This is a genomic window from Streptomyces sp. NPDC001858, from assembly GCF_053594615.1.
This window is the reverse complement of record NZ_JBSFEV010000011.1, coordinates 158,488-175,574: the sequence shown is the minus strand read 5'-3', so window position 1 is coordinate 175,574 and position 17,087 is coordinate 158,488. Positions and strand designations below refer to the sequence as shown.

Here is a 17,087-nt window from a genome sequence, read left to right as displayed (position 1 = left end):
GGCGCTCGTCGAGCAGTGGCGGGACATGCTGGCGCTGCATGCGCGCACCCAGTGCGAAATCGACCGCGCGCTGCATGAACACGGCCTGTGCGCCAGTGACTTCGAGGTGCTCGACGTCCTCGCCGAATCGGGCGCGCCGAAGGACTCGTGCAGTTTCCGCGTCCAGGAGATCGCCGAGCGCGTCCACCTCAGCCAGAGCGCGCTGTCCCGGCTCATCGCCCGCCTGGAGAAGGACGGTCTCGTCGAGCGCGGCCTGTGCACGGAGGACCGCCGGGGCGTGCGGGTGGAGCTGACGCGCAAAGGGCGCGCGCTGCACGGCGACGTACAGCCGGTGCAGCGCGCGGTGTTGACCCGGATGCTGACGGAGTGACCCGGGCGACGGTCGGTCAGACGGCGGACGTCTCCCGCCACAGCCTCGCCAGCGCGGCGTCCCCGGTCGCGGCGGGGAGCGGCAGCCGGTTCCAGAGCGACAGATAGAGCTGCCCGGCCGGTCCGGACACCTCGCAGTCGGCGTCCCCCTCGACGGTCCGCTCCGTCACGGGCGGCTCCGGCGACAGCCGTACGGTCCAGACGGCGTCGGCGGTGTCCGTCGCCCGTACCCGCAGGATCCGGGGCTCCTCGGTGCGCACCCTGCTCCGGTCGCGCGCGTGGAAGCCGCGCAGCAGCTCGTCGACGCCGTCCGCCGCGAAGTCGGCGGCGAGGTCCGGGGCGATCTCGGCGGGCCCTCGGCCACGGGCCGACTCGGCGTCCACGCGGTGCACGGCCGTCTCGTGCGCCTGCCGCCTGGCCCAGAACGCGAGCGGCGACGGCGCGGGCAGGAAGTGCCAGCACCGTACGTCGGCCGGGGCGGCGGACAGGGTGTCGACGAGTCGGCCGTGGCCCTCGCGGAACCAGTCGAGAAGCGGGTCGCCGTCGAGGTCCGGCGGCTCGGCGAGCGGGTGGAACGAGAGGTCTCCGTCGGCCACGAACGACGTCGCCCAGCGGTGCACCGCGCCCGTGTGTCGCAGCAGGTCTCTGACCTGCCAGTCCGGGCAGGTCGGCACCTTGGCGTCGGGGCCCGCCACCGCGGCGGCGGCGGCCAGTGCGCGGCCTTCCCGGTCCAGGACGCTGATGAACTCGGCAGTCTCCATGTGGGGGAGTCTGCCGGATGGAGCGCGGTCGAGGGGAGCGGTGGCGTGACTCAGCCGGATGTCGCCCGGCGCGTCGTCAGGCCGATCAGCGCGGCGGCCGCGGCCAGGACGGCGACGCTGGTGAGGGCGGCGGGCAGGGAGAGCCAGTCGGCCATGAAGCCGATGGCGGGCGGGCCCAGGAGCATGCCCCCGTAGCCGAGCGTCGAGGCGATGGCGACTCCGCTCGGCCCGGCCAGCGCCCCGGCGCGTTCGACGGCGACCGGGAAGAGGTTGGCCAGGCCCAGCCCGGCGACGGCGTAGCCGACCAGCGCTGCCCAGAGCGTGGGGGCGAGGGAGCCGAGCAGCATCCCGGCCGCGGCGACCGCGCCGCCGGTCACCACCGTGCGGGTGCGGCCGAGCCGTTCGAGCAGGGTGGTGCCGGTGAGGCGGCCGACCGTCATGGCGAGGGCGAAGCAGGAGTACCCGGCCGCGGCGACCCCGGCGGAGGCGCCCAGATCCTGTTCCAGATGCAGGGCGCCCCAGTCGGCGAGGGCTCCCTCGCCGTAGGCGGTGCACAGGGCGATGAGACCGAAGACGACGACGAGCCGGCGGGTGCGGGCGGTCGGGCGACCCGGGTCCGCCGTCGAGGACGACGGATCCTCGCCCTCGGGCCGTGTATGGGTGCTGCGTTCGGGCGGCCGGGCCGGTTCGTGGCGCAGCAGTGTGGGTGCCGTGAGCGCGGTGACGAGCAGGCCGACGATCCCGAGGCCCAGCAGATGGCGGGTCGGCGACACCGAGCCCGCGACCAGCCCGCCCAGACCCGCGCCGACCATGCCGCCGAGACTGAACGCCGCGTGGAAGGTGGGCATGATCGGCCTGCGCAGCGCCGCGACCAGATCGACGGCGGCGCTGTTGAAGGCCACGTTGATGCTGCCGTAGGCCGCCCCGAACAGCAGCAGGACGGCGCCGAGCGCGGCCACGGAGTGGGTGAGCGGGGGCAGGGTGACCGAGAGGGAGAGCAGGACCGCGCAGACCACGGTGACCGGGTGGCTGCCGTAGCGGTCGCAGAGGCGTCCCGTGAACATCATCGTGATCACCGCGCCCGCGGAGACGCCGAGGAGCGCGAGACCGAGCGTGCTGGGGGAGGCGCCGGTCTGGTGCTTGATGGCCGGAATGCGCACGACCCATCCGGCGAAGATGAAGCCGTCGAGGGCGAAGAACGTGGTCAAAGCGATACGGAGACGGGTCAGGTCGTGGCCGTCGCCCGGCACGGCGTTGTGCGTTCGGGTTTTGTTTACTTGCGGCACAAAGTCAGGCTAGGGGGTCGGTCCGGGCGGAGCAAGGGGGCCCGGGCGTGCGGGTGTTCGATGCGGCGCGCACACGTTTTCTTCACAGAAATGATCGGGACGAGGTGTATGAGAGTTAAAATATTAGAAGTAGGGTCCGATCATGCATGGCACGAACGACTTCCGTTCTCCCCCACGCCTTGCCGATCTGGCGCAGCTGATCCGCATGCCGGCAGCCTTGAGCGTGCCCGGTGACGTCCTCGCCGGCGCCGTCGCGAGCGCCGGGACGCCGCGGCCCCGCATCGTCGCCACGATGGCTTCCTCCGTCGCCCTCTACTGGGCCGGAATGGCGCTCAACGACTATGCGGACGCCACCGTCGACGCCGTGGAGCGACCTCGACGACCCATACCCTCCGGGCGAGTTGCCCGCCGCACCGCGCTCGCCACCGCGTGCGGGCTCACCGCGGCGGGCCTCGGCCTCGCCGCTCTGGGCGGCGGCCGGCGCGCGCTCGGCGTGGCCCTTCCGCTGACCGGGGTGGTCTGGGCCTACGACCTGCGTCTGAAGGCCACCCCGGCCGGGCCCGCCGCCATGGCGGGAGCACGGGCGCTGAACGTGCTGGCCGGAGCGGACCCCGGCCGCCGGGCCGCCGCACTGCCGGCGGCGCTGCTGGTCGGCGCGCACACCTACACCGTCACGGCGCTGAGCCGTCACGAGGTGTCCGGAGCGCCGCGCACCGTGCCCGTCGCCACGCTGGCCGGCAGCACCGCAACAGCCTTGGCCGCCGCGGCACTTCCCACCTGGAGACGGCGCGGCCAGACCGCACGGATCGGCGCCGCCGCCGGCGCGCTCGGCTACCTCGCCACCTACGGGACGGCGCAGGCGCGGGCGGCACGGGAGCCCTCCGCGGAGAACGTCCGCGGGGCCGTCGGCACCGGGATCCTGTCGCTGATGCCCCTTCAGGCGTCGCTCACCGCCGGCGGCGGGGGCGCGGCCCTCGCCGCAATCCTTGCCGTCGCCCACCCTCTGGCGCGCCGCCTCGCCCGGAAGGTGTCGCCCACATGAGCACGGGCTCGGGCGATGCGAACGCCGGTGCGGCGGGCCCCGGTGCGGCGGGCCCCGGTTCCGCCGGGGGGCTTCGGTTCGGGTTCGGGACCAACGGGTTCACCAACCACCGGCTCGACGACGTGCTGGCCGTGCTCGCCGACCTCGGGTACGACTCCGTCGGGCTCACCCTCGACCACGGTCACCTCGACCCGTTCGCCCCCGACCTGCCGCGCCAAGTCACCGCCCTCGCGCGGCGGTTGGAGCAGCTGGGACTGGCGGTCGTGATCGAGACCGGTGCGCCCTACCTGCTGGACCCGTGGCATCAGCACCTCCCCACGCTGATGTCGGCCCCGGGAGCCGAGCGGCGCGTCGACCTGCTGGCCCGCGCCGTGCGCATCGCGGCCGACCTGGGCTCCCCGGTCGTCCACCTGTGCAGCGGCCCGGCGCCCGAGGGCGTGTCGGCGGACGAGGCCTGGAAGCGGCTGACCGCGGGCTGCGAAGAGGCCCTGGACATCGCCCGCGCACACGGTGTGGCCCTCGGCTTCGAGCCCGAGCCGTACATGTTCGTCGACACCGTGGAACGGGTCCTGGAACTGCGCGGCCGACTCGGCGACCCCGAAGGCTTCGGCGTCACGCTCGACATCGGCCACGCCCACTGCGTGGACGACCTCCCACTGCTCGACTGCGTCGCCCTGGCGGCCCCGCACCTGGTGAACGTGCAGATCGAGGACATGCGGCGAGGCGTGCACCGACACCTCGAACTCGGCACGGGCGAGATCGACTTCCCGCCCGTCCTGGCCGCCCTCAAGGCCTCCGGCTACCGAGGGCCGGTCTCGGTGGAGATCCAGGGCGCGGCTCTGGACGCCCCCGAAGTCGCCCGCCGTTCCTTGGAGTTCCTCAAGGCGGCCGAGCCGTTCTGACGCCGCGGTGCTCCTGCGCTGCGTCGAGCACCGCCAACCACCCACCCCCGTACGGCTGTTGTCGTACGCGCAGCCGAACAGGAGGTATGCGCGGTGGACCCACACAGCGCCGGTGTCCACCAGGCCGAGGACCTGGCCGCCCGCAGGCTGGAGACCGTCACCCTCAACGCCTTCCCCTACGGCGGCTTCCACCGCGAGGTGGTCAAGAAGGACGTCTACCGCCCCGACTGGGCCTGGCGCACCCCGTGGCCGACGGCCGCCCGCGACACCGCCCGCCGGGCACTGGGCGAACTGGCCGGTGCCCTGGCCGAGTTGGACCGGGAGACGGGACACCCGATCCGGGCCGGCTTCGAGCCCGACCCCGGGGGCGTGGTGGAGAACAGGTCGTCGTCACGGGCGTCGACGACCTGCCGGCCGCCCTGGCCGGGGGCCTGGACCCCTCCTCCGCCTGGCGGGTGCACTTCCACGCCCCGCTGCACACCGATCCCGAACCGCCGTTGCGCAGGATGGCATCCGAACTGGACCGGACCCGCGACCGGTTCGAGGAACTCGGCCTGACCCGAGCACGCACAGGGCACACCACATCCACGAGCACCGAACCTTCGCGAAAGGAGCCTGTCTCGTGACGAGACTGGTCGTCCTCGACATCGTCGGCCTCACCCCCCGCATGCTGCGCCACATGCCCGCCGTCTCGGCCGTCGCCGCACAGGGTTTCCAGGCCCGGCTCAATCCCATGCTGCCCGCCGTGACCTGCTCGGTGCAGTCCACCCTCCTCACCGGCGTGCCGCCCACCGAGCACGGCATCGTCGGCAACGGCTGGTACTTCCGTGACCTGGGGGAAGTCCTGCTGTGGCGGCAGCACAACGCGTTGGTCGGCGGTGAGAAGCTGTGGGACACGGCGCGTCGGACCGACCCCGACTACAAGGTCGCCAACGTCTGCTGGTGGTACGCCATGGGAGCCGACGTCGACTTCACGGTCACCCCGCGCCCGGTCTACTACTCCGACGGCCGCAAGGAACCCGACTGCTACACCTGGCCGCCCGCCCTGCACGACGAACTCACCGACCGGCTCGGCCCGTTCCCGCTGTTCACCTACTGGGGCCCCAACGCGGGCATGCCCTCCAGCCAGTGGATCCTGGCCGCCGCCCGCCAGATCTTCGACGAGCACAGCCCCGACCTGACGCTGGTCTACGTACCGCACCTGGACTACGAACCCCAGCGTTCCGGCCCGGACTCGGCGCAGTCCGCCCGTGAGGCCAGGCGGCTCGACGACGCGCTGCGCCCGCTGCTCGACCACTTCCGCAGCGAGGACGCCACCGTCGTGATCCTCAGCGAGTACGGCATCGCGCCCGCCTCCCGGCCGGTCGACGTCAACCGCGCGCTGCGCCGGGCCGGGCTGCTCGAAGTCCACACCCAGGACGGCATGGAGTACCTCGACCCCTGGACCTCCCGCGCCTTCGCCGTCGCCGACCACCAGATCGCCCACGTGTACGTACGGGACCCGGCGGACGTCGAGCGCGTCGCGAAGATCGTGGCCGAACTGGACGGCGTGGACGAGGTGTTGGACGCCGTCGGCAAGGCCGCCCACGGCCTGGACCACGAACGTTCCGGCGAACTGGTCGCCGTCGCGGAGTCGGACGCCTGGTTCACCTACTACTACTGGCTCGACGACGACCGGGCCCCGGACTTCGCCCGCCAGGTCGAGATCCATCGCAAGCCCGGCTACGACCCCGCCGAACTCCTCTACGACCCCACCGTGCCCGGCGTGAAGGCCCGCGCCATCGGCCAGGTCGCCCGCAAGAAGGCCGGCCTGCGCTACCGCATCAGGACCGTCCCCCTGGACCCCTCCGGGGTGCGCGGCAGCCACGGCCGACTGCCGCAGGATCCGCAGGACAGCCCCGTCCTGCTGTGCTCGCGGCCCGACCTGGCGCGGGGCGAGATCGACGCCACGGAGGTCAAGGACCTCCTCCTCACCCTGGCCGGCCTCACCTCCCGCTCCTCGATCCAGCCGCCGAGTACGGGAGTTGGGTCAGGGAACGGCCCCTGACCCGGATCAGCCTGTGGCGCGACCTGCACCCCTGGCTGGTCACCCGCGACGAGGACGCCCGGGCCGTCCTCAGCGACGCGCGCTTCAGCTCGGAGAACGTCCCGGGATCCCGCGGTCTTCGCCGCCCCCGACACGCTCGACATCACCCGGGACGCCGGAGCGCGGCTCACCCACCGCCCGACTGGTCGGCCAGGCAAGCCAGGTAGAGCGCCATGGTGGCCCGGTGGTCGCGCAGCGGGCGGCCGGTGATCTGCTCGATCTTGCGCATCCGGTAGACGACCGTGTTGCGATGGATGTGCAGGGCGGCGGAGGCCCGTACGAGGTTGCAGCCGCTCTCGCACCATGCCGTGATCGTGTCGCGCAGCGCCGGCCAGTCCGGCTGGGCGCGCAGGTCCGCCGTCGTGCGGTCGAGCAGCCGGGTGCGGGCGGACTGGCTGATCGTCGCCAGGACCTGATGGACCCTCAGGTCGACGATCAGATGGACGGGGGTGCCGTCCGTCGGGCGCCCGCCGAGCCGCAGGGCGTCGCAGGCGTCCTGGTAGGAGTCGTGCAGACCGCTCACCGAGGCGGCCGGCTCGCCGATGCCCGCGCGGGCCGAGAGACCGTCCTGCGCGGCGATGACGTCGGCGACCCGCCGGCAGGCGGCCGCTACCGACTCGGTCGGACGTCGGGCGGGCAGCCGGTGCAGGACGCCGATCCAGCCGGGGGCCGTGGCGGCCACGATGTCCTGGGGGTCGGCGAACACCTCGCGGACGGTGCGCAGCAGTTCCGAGCGGATCAGCGCCATGTCCTGGGCGGGAGCGCCCCGCCCCCGTGCGGCCGAGGCGGGCACCGTCACCTCGAAGGCCACCGCGATCCTCGGCAGCCGTAGGTCGAAACCGAGTTCGGCGGCCCGGAACACCAGGAAGTCGCCCTCGACGACCTGCGGATCGTAGGAGGCGATGTCGGCGAGGAGTTTCTCGGCCGCCCGCTCCGCGAGCAGCCGGGAGCGCAGCATCACGGACTCCCTGAGCAGGATCTCCGTCTGCCGTTTCACCAGCAGCCCGAACCGGCGTACCCGCTCGGGGGTGCCGGTGATCCCGACGGTCCCCACCGCCCGGCCGCCGCTGACCAGCGGCAGCGTCATCCCGGGGCGCACCCCGCGCAGCCGCTGGGCCTGCGAGGCGCTGTGGGTGGCCGGTTCCTGGGTGCGGACGACGTCGACCGAGGCCTCGTGGAAGGTGCCGACCCGGCTGCTGTCGCCGCTGCCGATGACCATGCCCTCCGCATCGGTGATCAGCACGTTGAAGCCGATGACGGCCGAGGTGTCCCCGGCGATCTCCTGGGCGAGTGACGGGCTCAGCATCGGCGCTCCTCCCGACACGAGTGGGGCCGTGGTTGGACGCACCGTACAGGGGAGCGAGCGATTTCAGCCATAACTTCGTACGAACTGAACGGTGACTGGCGGCAGACGGATCTCTAGCGTATGGCCCCATCACTTCCCCGCCGGGGGCACATCGCGGTGAACGGCGGGTCCCTTCAGCGCCCTACGGAAGGCCCAGGCCGATGACCCGTATGCGTTCTCTCATATCCGCTTTGTCAGCACTTCTCCTGTTCTCCTCGGTCGCCGCCTGCGGCTCCGACGGCGACGACGACGCTCCGAAGAACGTCTCCGCGCAGACCGCCGCCCTGGGCACGCTCACGCCCGGCGTCATCAAGGTGGCCGTGCAGCCGTACGCGCCGTACACCACCGTCGAGGGCGACAAGATCGTCGGACTGGACGGCGACATCCTCACCTATGTCGCCAAGAAGCTGGGCCTGACGGTGAAACCGCAGGTCACCGACTTCGCCGGGATGCTCGCCGGAGTGCAGTCACGCCGGGTGGACATCACCGTCGGCGGTGTCGCCTGGACCGCCGACCGGCAGAAACAGGGGCTGTTCACCGACCCGCCCTACTACTCGCCCCCGGCGATGGCCGTCCGCAACGGCAAGACCTACCGGACCGTGGACGACCTCCGGGGCCTCGACCTCGGCACCGTCGAGGGCTATGTCTGGGTCAAGTCCATCCAGTCCGTCCCCGAGGCCGAGCTGCACGCCTACCCCGACGCCACCGGCGTCTTCGACGACCTCGGCGCGGGCCGGATCGACGTCGGCTTCCTCGACCCGCTGATCATCATCGCGGCGCGGAAGCAGCGCCCCGAGCTGAAGATCAGCACCGAGTACCTGACCCCGCCGACCGCCCTGGAGGTCAAGGCGAAGCCCGCCTACGCCTACTTCCAGCCGTACCAGACCGGCTTCTACCTCCCCAAGCAGGCCACGAAGCTGGAGAAGGCGATCTCCGCGCAGATCGACGCCATGTACACCAACGGCGAGATGGCCAAGCTCGTCGAGAAGTACGGCGGCGACCCCGAGCAGTTTCTCGAGCCGGCCGCCGACGTCGCCACCGCGCGCCGCGGAGTGGACCGGCCCGGCAGCTGGACTCCGCCGACCATCGGCCAGTGAGGGGATGACATGTCCGACCTCTTCCAAGTCCCCTGGTCCGACTACCGGCCCGAACTGGTCGACGCACTGGGCCGCACCGTCTCCTACACGGCGGTCAGCTTCGTCGGAGCGGTCGTCCTCGGCCTGGTCGTGGCGCTGCTCCGGCTGAGCCGGGCCTGGCCCGCGCGGGCCGTCGCCGCCGTCTACACCGAGATCTTCAAGAACGTCCCGCTGCTGGCCATCATCTTCCTGACCTACTTCGGCCTCGCCTCGGCCGGGATCCGGCTGGACGTGTTCACCGCAGGCTGCCTCAGCCTCGTCGTGTTCTACGCCGCCTACCTGTCCGAGATCTTCCGCTCCGCCATCAGCGGAGTGCACGGCGGACAGACCGAGGCGGGGGAGGCGCTCGGCATGGGCCGGGTGTGCATCTTCGTCCATGTCGTCCTGCCCCAGGCCGTCCGGCAGGCGCTGCCCGGCACCAACACCATGCTGGTCGACCTGCTCAAGTCCACCTCGCTGCTCGTCACCGTCTCCGCCGCGGAGCTGATGTCGGAGGGCCGGCTCATCACGTCGACGACATTCCGGGCGCTGGAGGTCTACCTCGTGATCTCCGCCCTCTACTTCGCCCTGTGCTATCCGCTCTCCCAGCTCCTCCTGCTGCTGGAGCGGAAGGTCCGGGCGGGCGTCCCGCTGTCCCCGGGGCGACGCCGGCGCGTACGGACGGCCAGGGAACTCCTCGCCGCCGACCTTGGCGCGGACATCGAGCGGGCGGCGGACCGGAAGGAGGCAGGGGTATGACCGAGCCCGTCACCACCGCCCCGACCGTCACCCCCGCGCCCTCGGACGCCGTCGTACGGATCGAGGCGCTGAGCAAGTCCTTCGACGGCCGCCCGGTGCTCGACCAGGTGAACCTGGAGGTCGGCCGCGGCCGCATCGTGAGCGTCATCGGGCAGAGCGGCGGCGGCAAGACCACCCTGATGCGCTGCGTCAACCTGCTGGAGCGGCCGGACCGGGGCACGGTCGAGGTCGTCGGCGAAGTCGTGCACCAGGGCGGCCGGACGCTCTGCCGCGACCTGCCCCGGCTGCGCCGCACCGTCGGCATGGTCTTCCAGCGGTTCAACCTCTTCCCGCACCTCACCGCCGTGGAGAACGTCGTCCTGGCGCAGCGCAAGGCGGGCGTCCCGGAACGCGAGGCGCTGGAACGGGCCGTCACGCTGCTGCGCCGGGTCGGCGTCGCCCACCGCGGCCTCGCCCGGCCCGAGCAGCTCTCCGGCGGCGAACAGCAGCGGGTCGCCATCGCCCGCGCGCTCGCGCTCCGGCCGGAGGTGCTGCTCTTCGACGAACCCACCTCCTCCCTCGACCCGGAGGCGACCCGCGAGGTCCTGGCCGTGATGCGCGAACTGGCCGCGGACGGCATGACGATGCTGCTGGTCACCCATGAACTGTCCTTCGCCCGCGAGGTGTCCGACCATGTCGTCTTCGTCGACGGCGGCCGGATCGTCGAGGAGGGCCGCCCGCAGGACGTCCTCGACCGCCCCGCCGAGGCCCGCACCCGGGAGTTCCTCGCCTCGTACGGGCCGGCGTCATGACCGCCGCACCGGACGGCGGCAGCCCGGTCGTCGTGGTCGGCGGCAGCCCGGTCGTGGTGGTCGGGGGCGGCGTCGTGGGGCTGTGCACCGCCTACTACCTGGCCCGCGCGGGCCTCGCCGTGGAGGTCGTCGAACGCGGCGGCCTGGGCTCCGGGGCCTCCCGGGGCAACGCCGGCTGGGTCTGCCTCAGCCACTCGACGCCGGTCCCCGCACCCGGCGTCGTACGGTACGCGCTGCGCTCACTGGGCCGTCCGGACTCGCCCCTCTATCTGCGGCCGCTGCCCGACCCGGCGTTCGTACGGTGGCTGTGGCGGTTCTGGCGCAGCAGCACCCCGGCCGCCTTCCGGCGCGGCTACGCGGCCATCGCCGAGCTGAACCGCACCACGTTCGACCTCTTCGACGGCCTGCGCGAGGCCGGCGTCGAGACGAGCCTGACCCGACCGGGCATGGTGCACGCGTTCCTGTCCCCGGCCGAGGCCCGCCACCATCTCGCCCTGCAACGGCAGATGGCCGACGGCCGCTACCCGCTCCCCGACGAGGTCGTCACCGGCGACGGGGCCCGGCTGCTGGACGACGCCCTGTCGGACGGGGTGCGCGCCTCGTACCTCGTCGAGGGGGAGGGCGTGGTGGACCCGGAGGCGTTCGCCCGCGGCCTCGGCGAGACCCTCGCCGCCTCGGGGGTGAAGATCCATGAGCACGTCGAGGCCCTCGGGTTCCGCGTCTCCGGCGGGCGGGTGACCGCGCTGCGCACCGCCCAGGGCGAGATCCCCTGCGCGGCCGTGGTCGTCGCGGCCGGCATGCGCTCCGCCCGGCTGCTCGGCGCCCTGGGCGCCCGGCTGCCGCTGCAGGCGGGCAAGGGCTACAGCTTCTCGGTGGAGCTGGACCCCGCGCCCCGCCACACCCTCTACTTCGGCGAACGCAGGGCCGTCGCCTCACCGATCGGCGGCACCACCCGGATCGGCGGGACGATGGAGCTCAGCGGCAACAACAACCGCCTCGACTGGCGTCGGGTCGTCGCCGTGGCCCTCGCCAGCCGGCACTACCTGGGCCGCTGGTTCGACGACCCCGACGACCTGGTCGGTCTGATCCGCGACCCCTGGGTCGGCGGCCGGCCCTTCCTCCCCGACGGGCTCCCGGTGATCGACCGGCTCCCGGACCACGTCAACGCGTTCGCCGCCACCGGACACGGCATGCTCGGCGTCACGCTCGGCCCCGCCACCGGCCACGAGCTCACCCAGTACGTCCTGACCGGCCGCCGCCCCGCGTCCCTCGCCCCGTTCCGCTTCGACCGCCTCCGCAGCTGAGCGGGCGTTGCCCGTCTCCACGGGCGATTCTCGTCACCGAACACACAGGTGATGCCGTGATGCGCGGCCCCGCGGGGGAACATGAGGGATGCGCATGAGTGGAGATCGGCTGCGGGCCCTGGCCGGGGCGGCGTTGGCGGTGAGCGTCGCGGTGGCCTGCGGCGGACCGGGCGGCGGAGCCGGGACGGGGAGCGGAGCCGGGACGGCCGCGTCCACCGCGACCGGCGTCGCATCGAGCGCACCGGCGGCGGCCCCTCGCTTCGACGAGGAGCTGGAGCTGTCCGACGGCCGGCGCGTGGGCATGGCGTACGCCGCCGGACGCGGGCTCGTCGAGCGGCACCGGGACGCGGACTCGACGGCGTGGAGCGCGCCGAACCTCGTGTACGCGACCGCGACGGACCGGTGCCAGAGCCTCACCCTCGAGGAGTTCGACGGCACCGTCGCCGTCATCGCGGACTGGGGCGTCTACTGCTACGACGGCGAACCGCCGACGGAGTCGATCGCGGCGGTGGGCGCCACCGACCTCACCCGCTGGGACACGAACCTCACCAGGAGCTTCGACGGCTGGACGAAGGTCACCGCCGAGGGCGGCGACCCGCGACGCCTGCTCTTCACCAGGGGCTCCACCGAGTCGCTGACCCGGCTCCGCTGGACCCCGGCCGGAGGCTTCGCACAGGTGGAGGAGATCCCGCGCTGACCGACCCGCCGCGCAGCGCGTCGACGTCCGCCGAAGCGACTAGCTCGAACAGCGAGCGGTGCGGGCTGACTTGGTGTTTTACAGTGGCTGTCGCCAGTCCAGGAGACTCCGGAACCTGTGAGGGATACACGCATCATGTCGACCGAAACGTTTGAGTTCCAGGTAGAGGCCCGTCAGCTGTTGCAGTTGATGATCCACTCGGTCTACTCGAACAAGGACGTGTTTCTTCGCGAGCTCGTCTCCAACGCCTCCGACGCGCTGGACAAGTTGCGCCTCGCCGCGCTGCGCGACGACGCTCCCGACGCGGACGTGTCCGACCTGCACATCGAGATCGAGACCGACACCGAGGCCCGCACCCTGATCGTGCGCGACAACGGCATCGGGATGTCGTACGAGGAGGTCGGCCGGCTCATCGGCACGATCGCCAACTCGGGCACGGCGAAGTTCGCGCAGGAGCTGCGCGAGGCCCAGGAGGAGGGCGGGGCCGAGGGGCTCATCGGGCAGTTCGGCGTCGGCTTCTACTCCGGCTTCATGGTCGCCGACGAGATGACCCTGGTGACCCGGCGGGCCGGCGAGAGCAAGGGCACCCGCTGGTCGTCGCGCGGGGAGGGCACGTACACCCTGGAGACCGTCGAGGACGCGCCCCAGGGCACTGCCGTCACGCTGCACCTCAAGCCGGCGGACGACGAGGACAAGCTGCAGGACTACACCTCGCCGTGGACGATCAAGGAGATCGTCAAGCGGTACTCGGACTTCATCACCTGGCCGATCCGGACCGTCCCGAAGCAGGCCGCGAAGAAGGCCGACGCGGACGGCTCCGACGCCGCCGACGACACGCCCGCGCCCGAGCCCGAGACGCTGAACTCGATGAAGGCGCTGTGGGCGCGCTCGCGCGACGAGGTGTCCGACGACGAGTACCACGAGCTGTACAAGCACATCAGCCACGACTGGCGCGAACCGCTGGAGACCGTCCGGCTCCAGGCGGAGGGCACCTTCGAGTACCAGGCGCTGCTGTTCGTCCCCTCGCACGCCCCGCACGACCTGTACAACCAGGGCTACAAGCGCGGTGTCCAGCTGTATGTGAAGCGCGTCTTCATCATGGACGACTGTGAGGCGCTGCTGCCGTCGTACCTGCGCTTCGTCAAGGGCGTGGTCGACGCGGCGGACCTCTCGCTGAACGTCTCCCGGGAGATCCTCCAGCAGGACCGGCACATCCGGATGATGCAGCGCCGGCTCACCAAGAAGGTCGTCTCGACGGTCAAGGACATGATGACCGCGGCCCCCGACCGCTACGCCACGTTCTGGCGGGAGTTCGGCGCGGTCCTGAAGGAGGGGCTGCTCTCCGACTCCGACAACCGCGACGCCCTCCTCGCGGTCTCCTCGTTCGCGACCACGCACAGCGAGGACGAGCCGACGACGCTGAAGAGCTACGTCGAGCGGATGAAGGACGGGCAGGACGCCGTCTACTACCTCACCGGCGAGTCCCGGCAGGCGATCGAGAACTCCCCGCACATGGAGGCGTTCCGCGCCAAGGGCGTCGAGGTGCTGCTGCTCACCGACCCGGTCGACGAGGTGTGGGTCGACGCGGTGGGCGAGTTCGACGGCAAGCCGCTGCAGTCCGTCGCCAAGGGCGAGGTCGACCTCGGCGGCGAGGACGACGCGCAGGCCGAGGGCGAGCGGGAGAAGCAGAGCGCGGAGTACGCCGGTCTGCTCGGCTGGATGAAGGAGAACCTGGACGACGACGTGAAGGAGGTGCGGCTGTCCTCCCGCCTCACCGTGTCGCCGGCCTGCATCGTCTCCGACGCGAACGAGCTCACCCCGGCGCTGGAGAACATGTACCGGGCGATGGGGCAGGAGGTGCCGCGCGCGCCGCGGATCCTCGAACTGAACCCCGATCACGTGCTCGTGAAGGGCCTCAACCAGGCCTACAAGGAGCGTGAGGACCGTGCGGGGCTCGCCGAGACCGCCGAGCTGCTGCACGGTCTGGCGGTCCTCGCCGAGGGCGGGCGGCCGAAGGAGCCCGGCCGGTTCGTGAAGCTGGTGGCGGACCACCTGGAGCGCGCGCTGTAGCAGAGGCGCGCCCCGCAGCAGAGGCGACACGGCCGTCGCCGTGGGGGACCGGGCAGGAGCCGCCTGCCCGGTCGCCTGCCCGGTTTCTTCACGCGCCGCACACCGAAAGTACTAGTTGCTTGAGTAAATCAAGCGCGCATACGATGTCGGGCACTCGTGCAGGACCGCATCCCCCACGGAGGCCCGACCATGTCCCACGCACACCCCAGGCCGGCCGAGCCGGGGGAGCGGTCCCTCGCACCGCGGACCAACCTCGTGGTGGCGGTGCTGGCCTTCGGCGGCATCGTCGTCTCGCTGATGCAGACCCTGGTGATCCCGATCGTCCCGGAGCTGCCCGAGCTGCTGGACGCCCCGGCCTCGGACACCGCCTGGGCGATCACCGCCACCCTGCTCGCGGCCGCCGTCGCCACCCCCGTCATGGGACGGCTCGGCGACATGTACGGCAAGCGCCGCATGCTGCTGGTCAGCCTCCTCGTGCTGATCGCCGGCTCGGTCACGGCCGCCCTCAGCGACGAGCTCGCCCCGATGATCGTCGGCCGGGCCCTGCAAGGACTCGCCTCCGGCGTCATCCCGCTCGGCATCAGCATCATGCGCGACGAACTGCCCGCCGAGCGGCTCGGCTCGGCCACCGCCCTCATGAGCGCCTCCCTCGGCGTCGGCGGCGCCCTCGGCCTGCCCGCCGCCGCGCTCATCGCGGACCACTTCGACTGGCACATGCTGTTCTGGACGTCGGCCGCGCTCGGCGCCGTCGCCGCCGTGCTCGTCCCGCTGGCCGTGCCGGAGTCGAAGGTGCGCACCGGCGGACGCTTCGACCTGGCCGGCGCCCTCGGCATGGCGACCGGGCTGATCTGTCTGCTGCTCGCGATCTCCAAGGGCGCCGACTGGGGCTGGGACAGCGCCACCACCCTCGGGCTCTTCGCCGCCGCGGTCGTCGTCCTGCTCCTGTGGGGTCTGTTCGAACTGCGCGTCGAGGAACCCCTGGTGGACCTGCGGACCACCGCCCGCCGACAGGTGCTGGTGACCAACCTCGCCTCGATGGCCTTCGGCTTCTCGATGTTCGCGATGTCCCTGGTCCTCCCTCAGCTCCTGCAGTTGCCTGAGGCGACGGGCTACGGTCTGGGCAGATCGCTGCTGACCGCCGGCCTCGTCATGGCCCCCACCGGCCTGGTCATGATGGCCACCGCGCCGCTGTCCGCGCTGCTCTCCAAGGCACGCGGCCCGAAGGTGACCCTGATGCTCGGCGCGGTGATCGTCGCCGCCGGGTACGGCCTCAACATCGTGCTGATGGACGAGGTGTGGCAGCTCGTCCTGGTGTCCTGCGTCATCGGCGCGGGCATCGGCTTCGCCTACGGGGCCATGCCCGCGCTCATCATGGCCGCCGTGGACCCCGCCGAGACCGCCGCCGCGAACAGCCTCAACACCCTGATGCGGTCCATCGGCACCTCCACCGCCAGCGCCGTCGCCGGAGTGATCCTGGCCCAGCTGACGACCGACTTCGGGAGCGCCGCGCTGCCCTCGGAGAACGGCTTCAAGGTGGTCATGGCCGTCGGCTCCGGCGCCGCGCTCCTCGCCCTCGTCGTCGCCGCGTTCCTCCCACGGCAGCGCACGGCGGGCAAGGACGCGGTGACCGTCGCGGAACCGGTCACCGCCGGGCCGGTCGGCACGGAACCGGACGGACGGGCCGTGGGCGCCGCGATCGCCGTGCCGCTTGCCCGCGCCGTCGCGGAACTCGTCGCGACCGTCCCCGGCCTCACCGACGACGGTCCGGGCGGCGGCGGACACCCGGTCCGCGGGCAGGTGCGGGGCGCGGAGGGCGCACCGGTCGGCGGCGCCGCCGTCACACTGATCTCCCTGGGCGGACGGCAGTCGAGCCGCGCGGTCGCCGAGACCGACGGCTCCTACGGCGTCGAGGCGCCCGCCGAGGGCACGTACGTGCTCATCGCCTCCGCCGACGGCCACCAGCCGCAGGCGACGACCGTCGTGGTCGGGGCGACGCCGGTCACCTACGACGTGCTGCTCAGCGGCTCCAGCGGGCTCGTCGGCGCGGTACGGTCCGCGGACGGCGGAGCGCCGGTCGCCGGGGCGGTGGTCATCCTCACGGACGTCCGCGGCGATGTGCAGGCCACCACGCGGACCGACGGCACAGGCGGGTTCTCTGTCGCCGACCTGGTGCCGGGCCCCATGATCCTCGCGGTCAGCTCGCCCAAACACCGGCCGCTGGCCCGGCCCGTGGAGATCGGCGGCGCCGGCGTCACCCGGGTCGACGTCGAGCTGCGGCCCGGCGCGCAGGTGCGGGGCACGGTACGCGGCGCGGGCGCTCCGCTGGGCGACGCCCGGGTCACTCTCGTCGACGCCGCCGGCAACGTGGTGGCGACCACCACGACCGGGCGCGACGGTGCCTACGCCTTCTCCGACCTGGACAGCGGCCAGTACACGGTCATCGCCACCGGCTACCCGCCCCGGGCGGCCGGCATCAGCCTCGGCGGCGGTGACATGGACGACCACGACATCGAACTCGCCCACCTGGGGGAGTAGTTCACCGAGGAATCGAGCAGACGCC

At 72.3% G+C, this 17,087-nt stretch carries 15 protein-coding genes; 12 read left to right on the top strand and 3 right to left on the bottom strand.

Going from position 1 to position 17,087, the window contains the following annotated elements; all coding sequences use genetic code 11:
* Positions 1-25 precede the first annotated feature (25 nt).
* Positions 26-370, top strand: coding sequence for a MarR family winged helix-turn-helix transcriptional regulator (locus tag ACWCPF_RS18740; RefSeq protein ID WP_451046235.1), 345 nt, complete (start codon positions 26-28; stop codon positions 368-370).
* A gap of 16 nt (positions 371-386) precedes the next feature.
* Here the strand turns inward: ACWCPF_RS18740 and ACWCPF_RS18735 are convergent, their stop codons facing one another.
* Together ACWCPF_RS18735 and ACWCPF_RS18730 are read right to left on the bottom strand one after the other, a co-directional pair.
* Positions 387-1,130, bottom strand: coding sequence for a maleylpyruvate isomerase family mycothiol-dependent enzyme (locus tag ACWCPF_RS18735; protein ID WP_451046133.1), 744 nt, complete (start codon positions 1,128-1,130; stop codon positions 387-389).
* Positions 1,131-1,180: 50 nt separating this feature from the next.
* On the bottom strand, positions 1,181-2,380 hold the full coding sequence (locus ACWCPF_RS18730; protein ID WP_451046234.1) for an MFS transporter: 1,200 nt from the start codon (positions 2,378-2,380) through the stop codon (positions 1,181-1,183).
* A gap of 178 nt (positions 2,381-2,558) precedes the next feature.
* On the opposite strand from ACWCPF_RS18730, the gene ACWCPF_RS18725 reads away from it, so the two are divergent.
* The 4 genes from ACWCPF_RS18725 (at position 2,559) to ACWCPF_RS18710 (ending at position 6,407) form a co-directional block, all read left to right on the top strand.
* Complete coding sequence (locus ACWCPF_RS18725; protein ID WP_451046132.1) at positions 2,559-3,458, top strand: SCO3242 family prenyltransferase; 900 nt, start codon at positions 2,559-2,561, stop codon at positions 3,456-3,458.
* Positions 3,455-4,360 (top strand): sugar phosphate isomerase/epimerase family protein, encoded by a 906-nt coding sequence (locus ACWCPF_RS18720; protein WP_451046131.1) that lies wholly within the window; start codon positions 3,455-3,457, stop codon positions 4,358-4,360. The genes ACWCPF_RS18725 and ACWCPF_RS18720 overlap by 4 nt, the downstream gene beginning before the upstream one ends.
* A gap of 93 nt (positions 4,361-4,453) precedes the next feature.
* Entirely contained in the window at positions 4,454-4,918 is a 465-nt protein-coding gene (locus tag ACWCPF_RS18715) for a hypothetical protein (protein ID WP_451046130.1), read from the top strand.
* A gap of 64 nt (positions 4,919-4,982) precedes the next feature.
* Complete coding sequence (locus tag ACWCPF_RS18710; RefSeq protein WP_451046129.1) at positions 4,983-6,407, top strand: alkaline phosphatase family protein; 1,425 nt, start codon at positions 4,983-4,985, stop codon at positions 6,405-6,407.
* 166 nt (positions 6,408-6,573) lie between these two features.
* Here ACWCPF_RS18710 and ACWCPF_RS18705 read toward each other — a convergent pair whose 3' ends face one another.
* Positions 6,574-7,752: a CdaR family transcriptional regulator gene (locus tag ACWCPF_RS18705; protein ID WP_451046128.1), complete on the bottom strand. Its 1,179-nt coding sequence runs from the start codon at positions 7,750-7,752 to the stop codon at positions 6,574-6,576.
* Positions 7,753-7,982: 230 nt separating this feature from the next.
* On the opposite strand from ACWCPF_RS18705, the gene ACWCPF_RS18700 reads away from it, so the two are divergent.
* The 7 genes from ACWCPF_RS18700 (at position 7,983) to ACWCPF_RS18670 (ending at position 17,062) form a co-directional block, all read left to right on the top strand.
* Positions 7,983-8,888 (top strand): substrate-binding periplasmic protein, encoded by a 906-nt coding sequence (locus ACWCPF_RS18700; RefSeq protein ID WP_451046127.1) that lies wholly within the window; start codon positions 7,983-7,985, stop codon positions 8,886-8,888.
* A gap of 9 nt (positions 8,889-8,897) precedes the next feature.
* The gene (locus ACWCPF_RS18695) at positions 8,898-9,665 is read left to right on the top strand and encodes an amino acid ABC transporter permease (protein ID WP_451046126.1); all 768 of its coding nucleotides are present in this window, start codon (positions 8,898-8,900) and stop codon (positions 9,663-9,665) included.
* Positions 9,662-10,456: an amino acid ABC transporter ATP-binding protein gene (locus ACWCPF_RS18690; RefSeq protein WP_451046125.1), complete on the top strand. Its 795-nt coding sequence runs from the start codon at positions 9,662-9,664 to the stop codon at positions 10,454-10,456. The genes ACWCPF_RS18695 and ACWCPF_RS18690 overlap by 4 nt, the downstream gene beginning before the upstream one ends.
* The gene (locus ACWCPF_RS18685) at positions 10,453-11,760 is read left to right on the top strand and encodes an NAD(P)/FAD-dependent oxidoreductase (protein WP_451046124.1); all 1,308 of its coding nucleotides are present in this window, start codon (positions 10,453-10,455) and stop codon (positions 11,758-11,760) included. Before ACWCPF_RS18690 ends, ACWCPF_RS18685 begins: the two co-directional genes overlap by 4 nt.
* Positions 11,761-11,854: 94 nt before the next feature.
* Positions 11,855-12,457: a hypothetical protein gene (locus tag ACWCPF_RS18680; RefSeq protein WP_451046123.1), complete on the top strand. Its 603-nt coding sequence runs from the start codon at positions 11,855-11,857 to the stop codon at positions 12,455-12,457.
* A gap of 135 nt (positions 12,458-12,592) precedes the next feature.
* Positions 12,593-14,527: a molecular chaperone HtpG gene (gene htpG, locus ACWCPF_RS18675; protein ID WP_451046122.1), complete on the top strand. Its 1,935-nt coding sequence runs from the start codon at positions 12,593-12,595 to the stop codon at positions 14,525-14,527.
* 189 nt (positions 14,528-14,716) lie between these two features.
* A complete protein-coding gene (locus tag ACWCPF_RS18670) occupies positions 14,717-17,062 on the top strand; it encodes an MFS transporter (protein WP_451046121.1) in 2,346 nt (781 codons plus the stop codon).
* Positions 17,063-17,087: the final 25 nt, after the last annotated feature.

Coding starts and splice junctions, on each gene's coding strand:
- ACWCPF_RS18690 (WP_451046125.1), top strand. CDS start 9,662: ATGACCGAGCCCGTCACCACCGCCCCGACCGTCACCCCCGCGCCCTCG.
- ACWCPF_RS18720 (WP_451046131.1), top strand. CDS start 3,455: ATGAGCACGGGCTCGGGCGATGCGAACGCCGGTGCGGCGGGCCCCGGT.
- ACWCPF_RS18740 (WP_451046235.1), top strand. CDS start 26: ATGCTGGCGCTGCATGCGCGCACCCAGTGCGAAATCGACCGCGCGCTG.
- ACWCPF_RS18725 (WP_451046132.1), top strand. CDS start 2,559: ATGCATGGCACGAACGACTTCCGTTCTCCCCCACGCCTTGCCGATCTG.
- ACWCPF_RS18685 (WP_451046124.1), top strand. CDS start 10,453: ATGACCGCCGCACCGGACGGCGGCAGCCCGGTCGTCGTGGTCGGCGGC.
- ACWCPF_RS18695 (WP_451046126.1), top strand. CDS start 8,898: ATGTCCGACCTCTTCCAAGTCCCCTGGTCCGACTACCGGCCCGAACTG.
- ACWCPF_RS18735 (WP_451046133.1), bottom strand. CDS start 1,130: ATGGAGACTGCCGAGTTCATCAGCGTCCTGGACCGGGAAGGCCGCGCA.
- htpG (WP_451046122.1), top strand. CDS start 12,593: ATGTCGACCGAAACGTTTGAGTTCCAGGTAGAGGCCCGTCAGCTGTTG.
- ACWCPF_RS18670 (WP_451046121.1), top strand. CDS start 14,717: ATGTCCCACGCACACCCCAGGCCGGCCGAGCCGGGGGAGCGGTCCCTC.
- ACWCPF_RS18680 (WP_451046123.1), top strand. CDS start 11,855: ATGAGTGGAGATCGGCTGCGGGCCCTGGCCGGGGCGGCGTTGGCGGTG.
- ACWCPF_RS18705 (WP_451046128.1), bottom strand. CDS start 7,752: ATGCTGAGCCCGTCACTCGCCCAGGAGATCGCCGGGGACACCTCGGCC.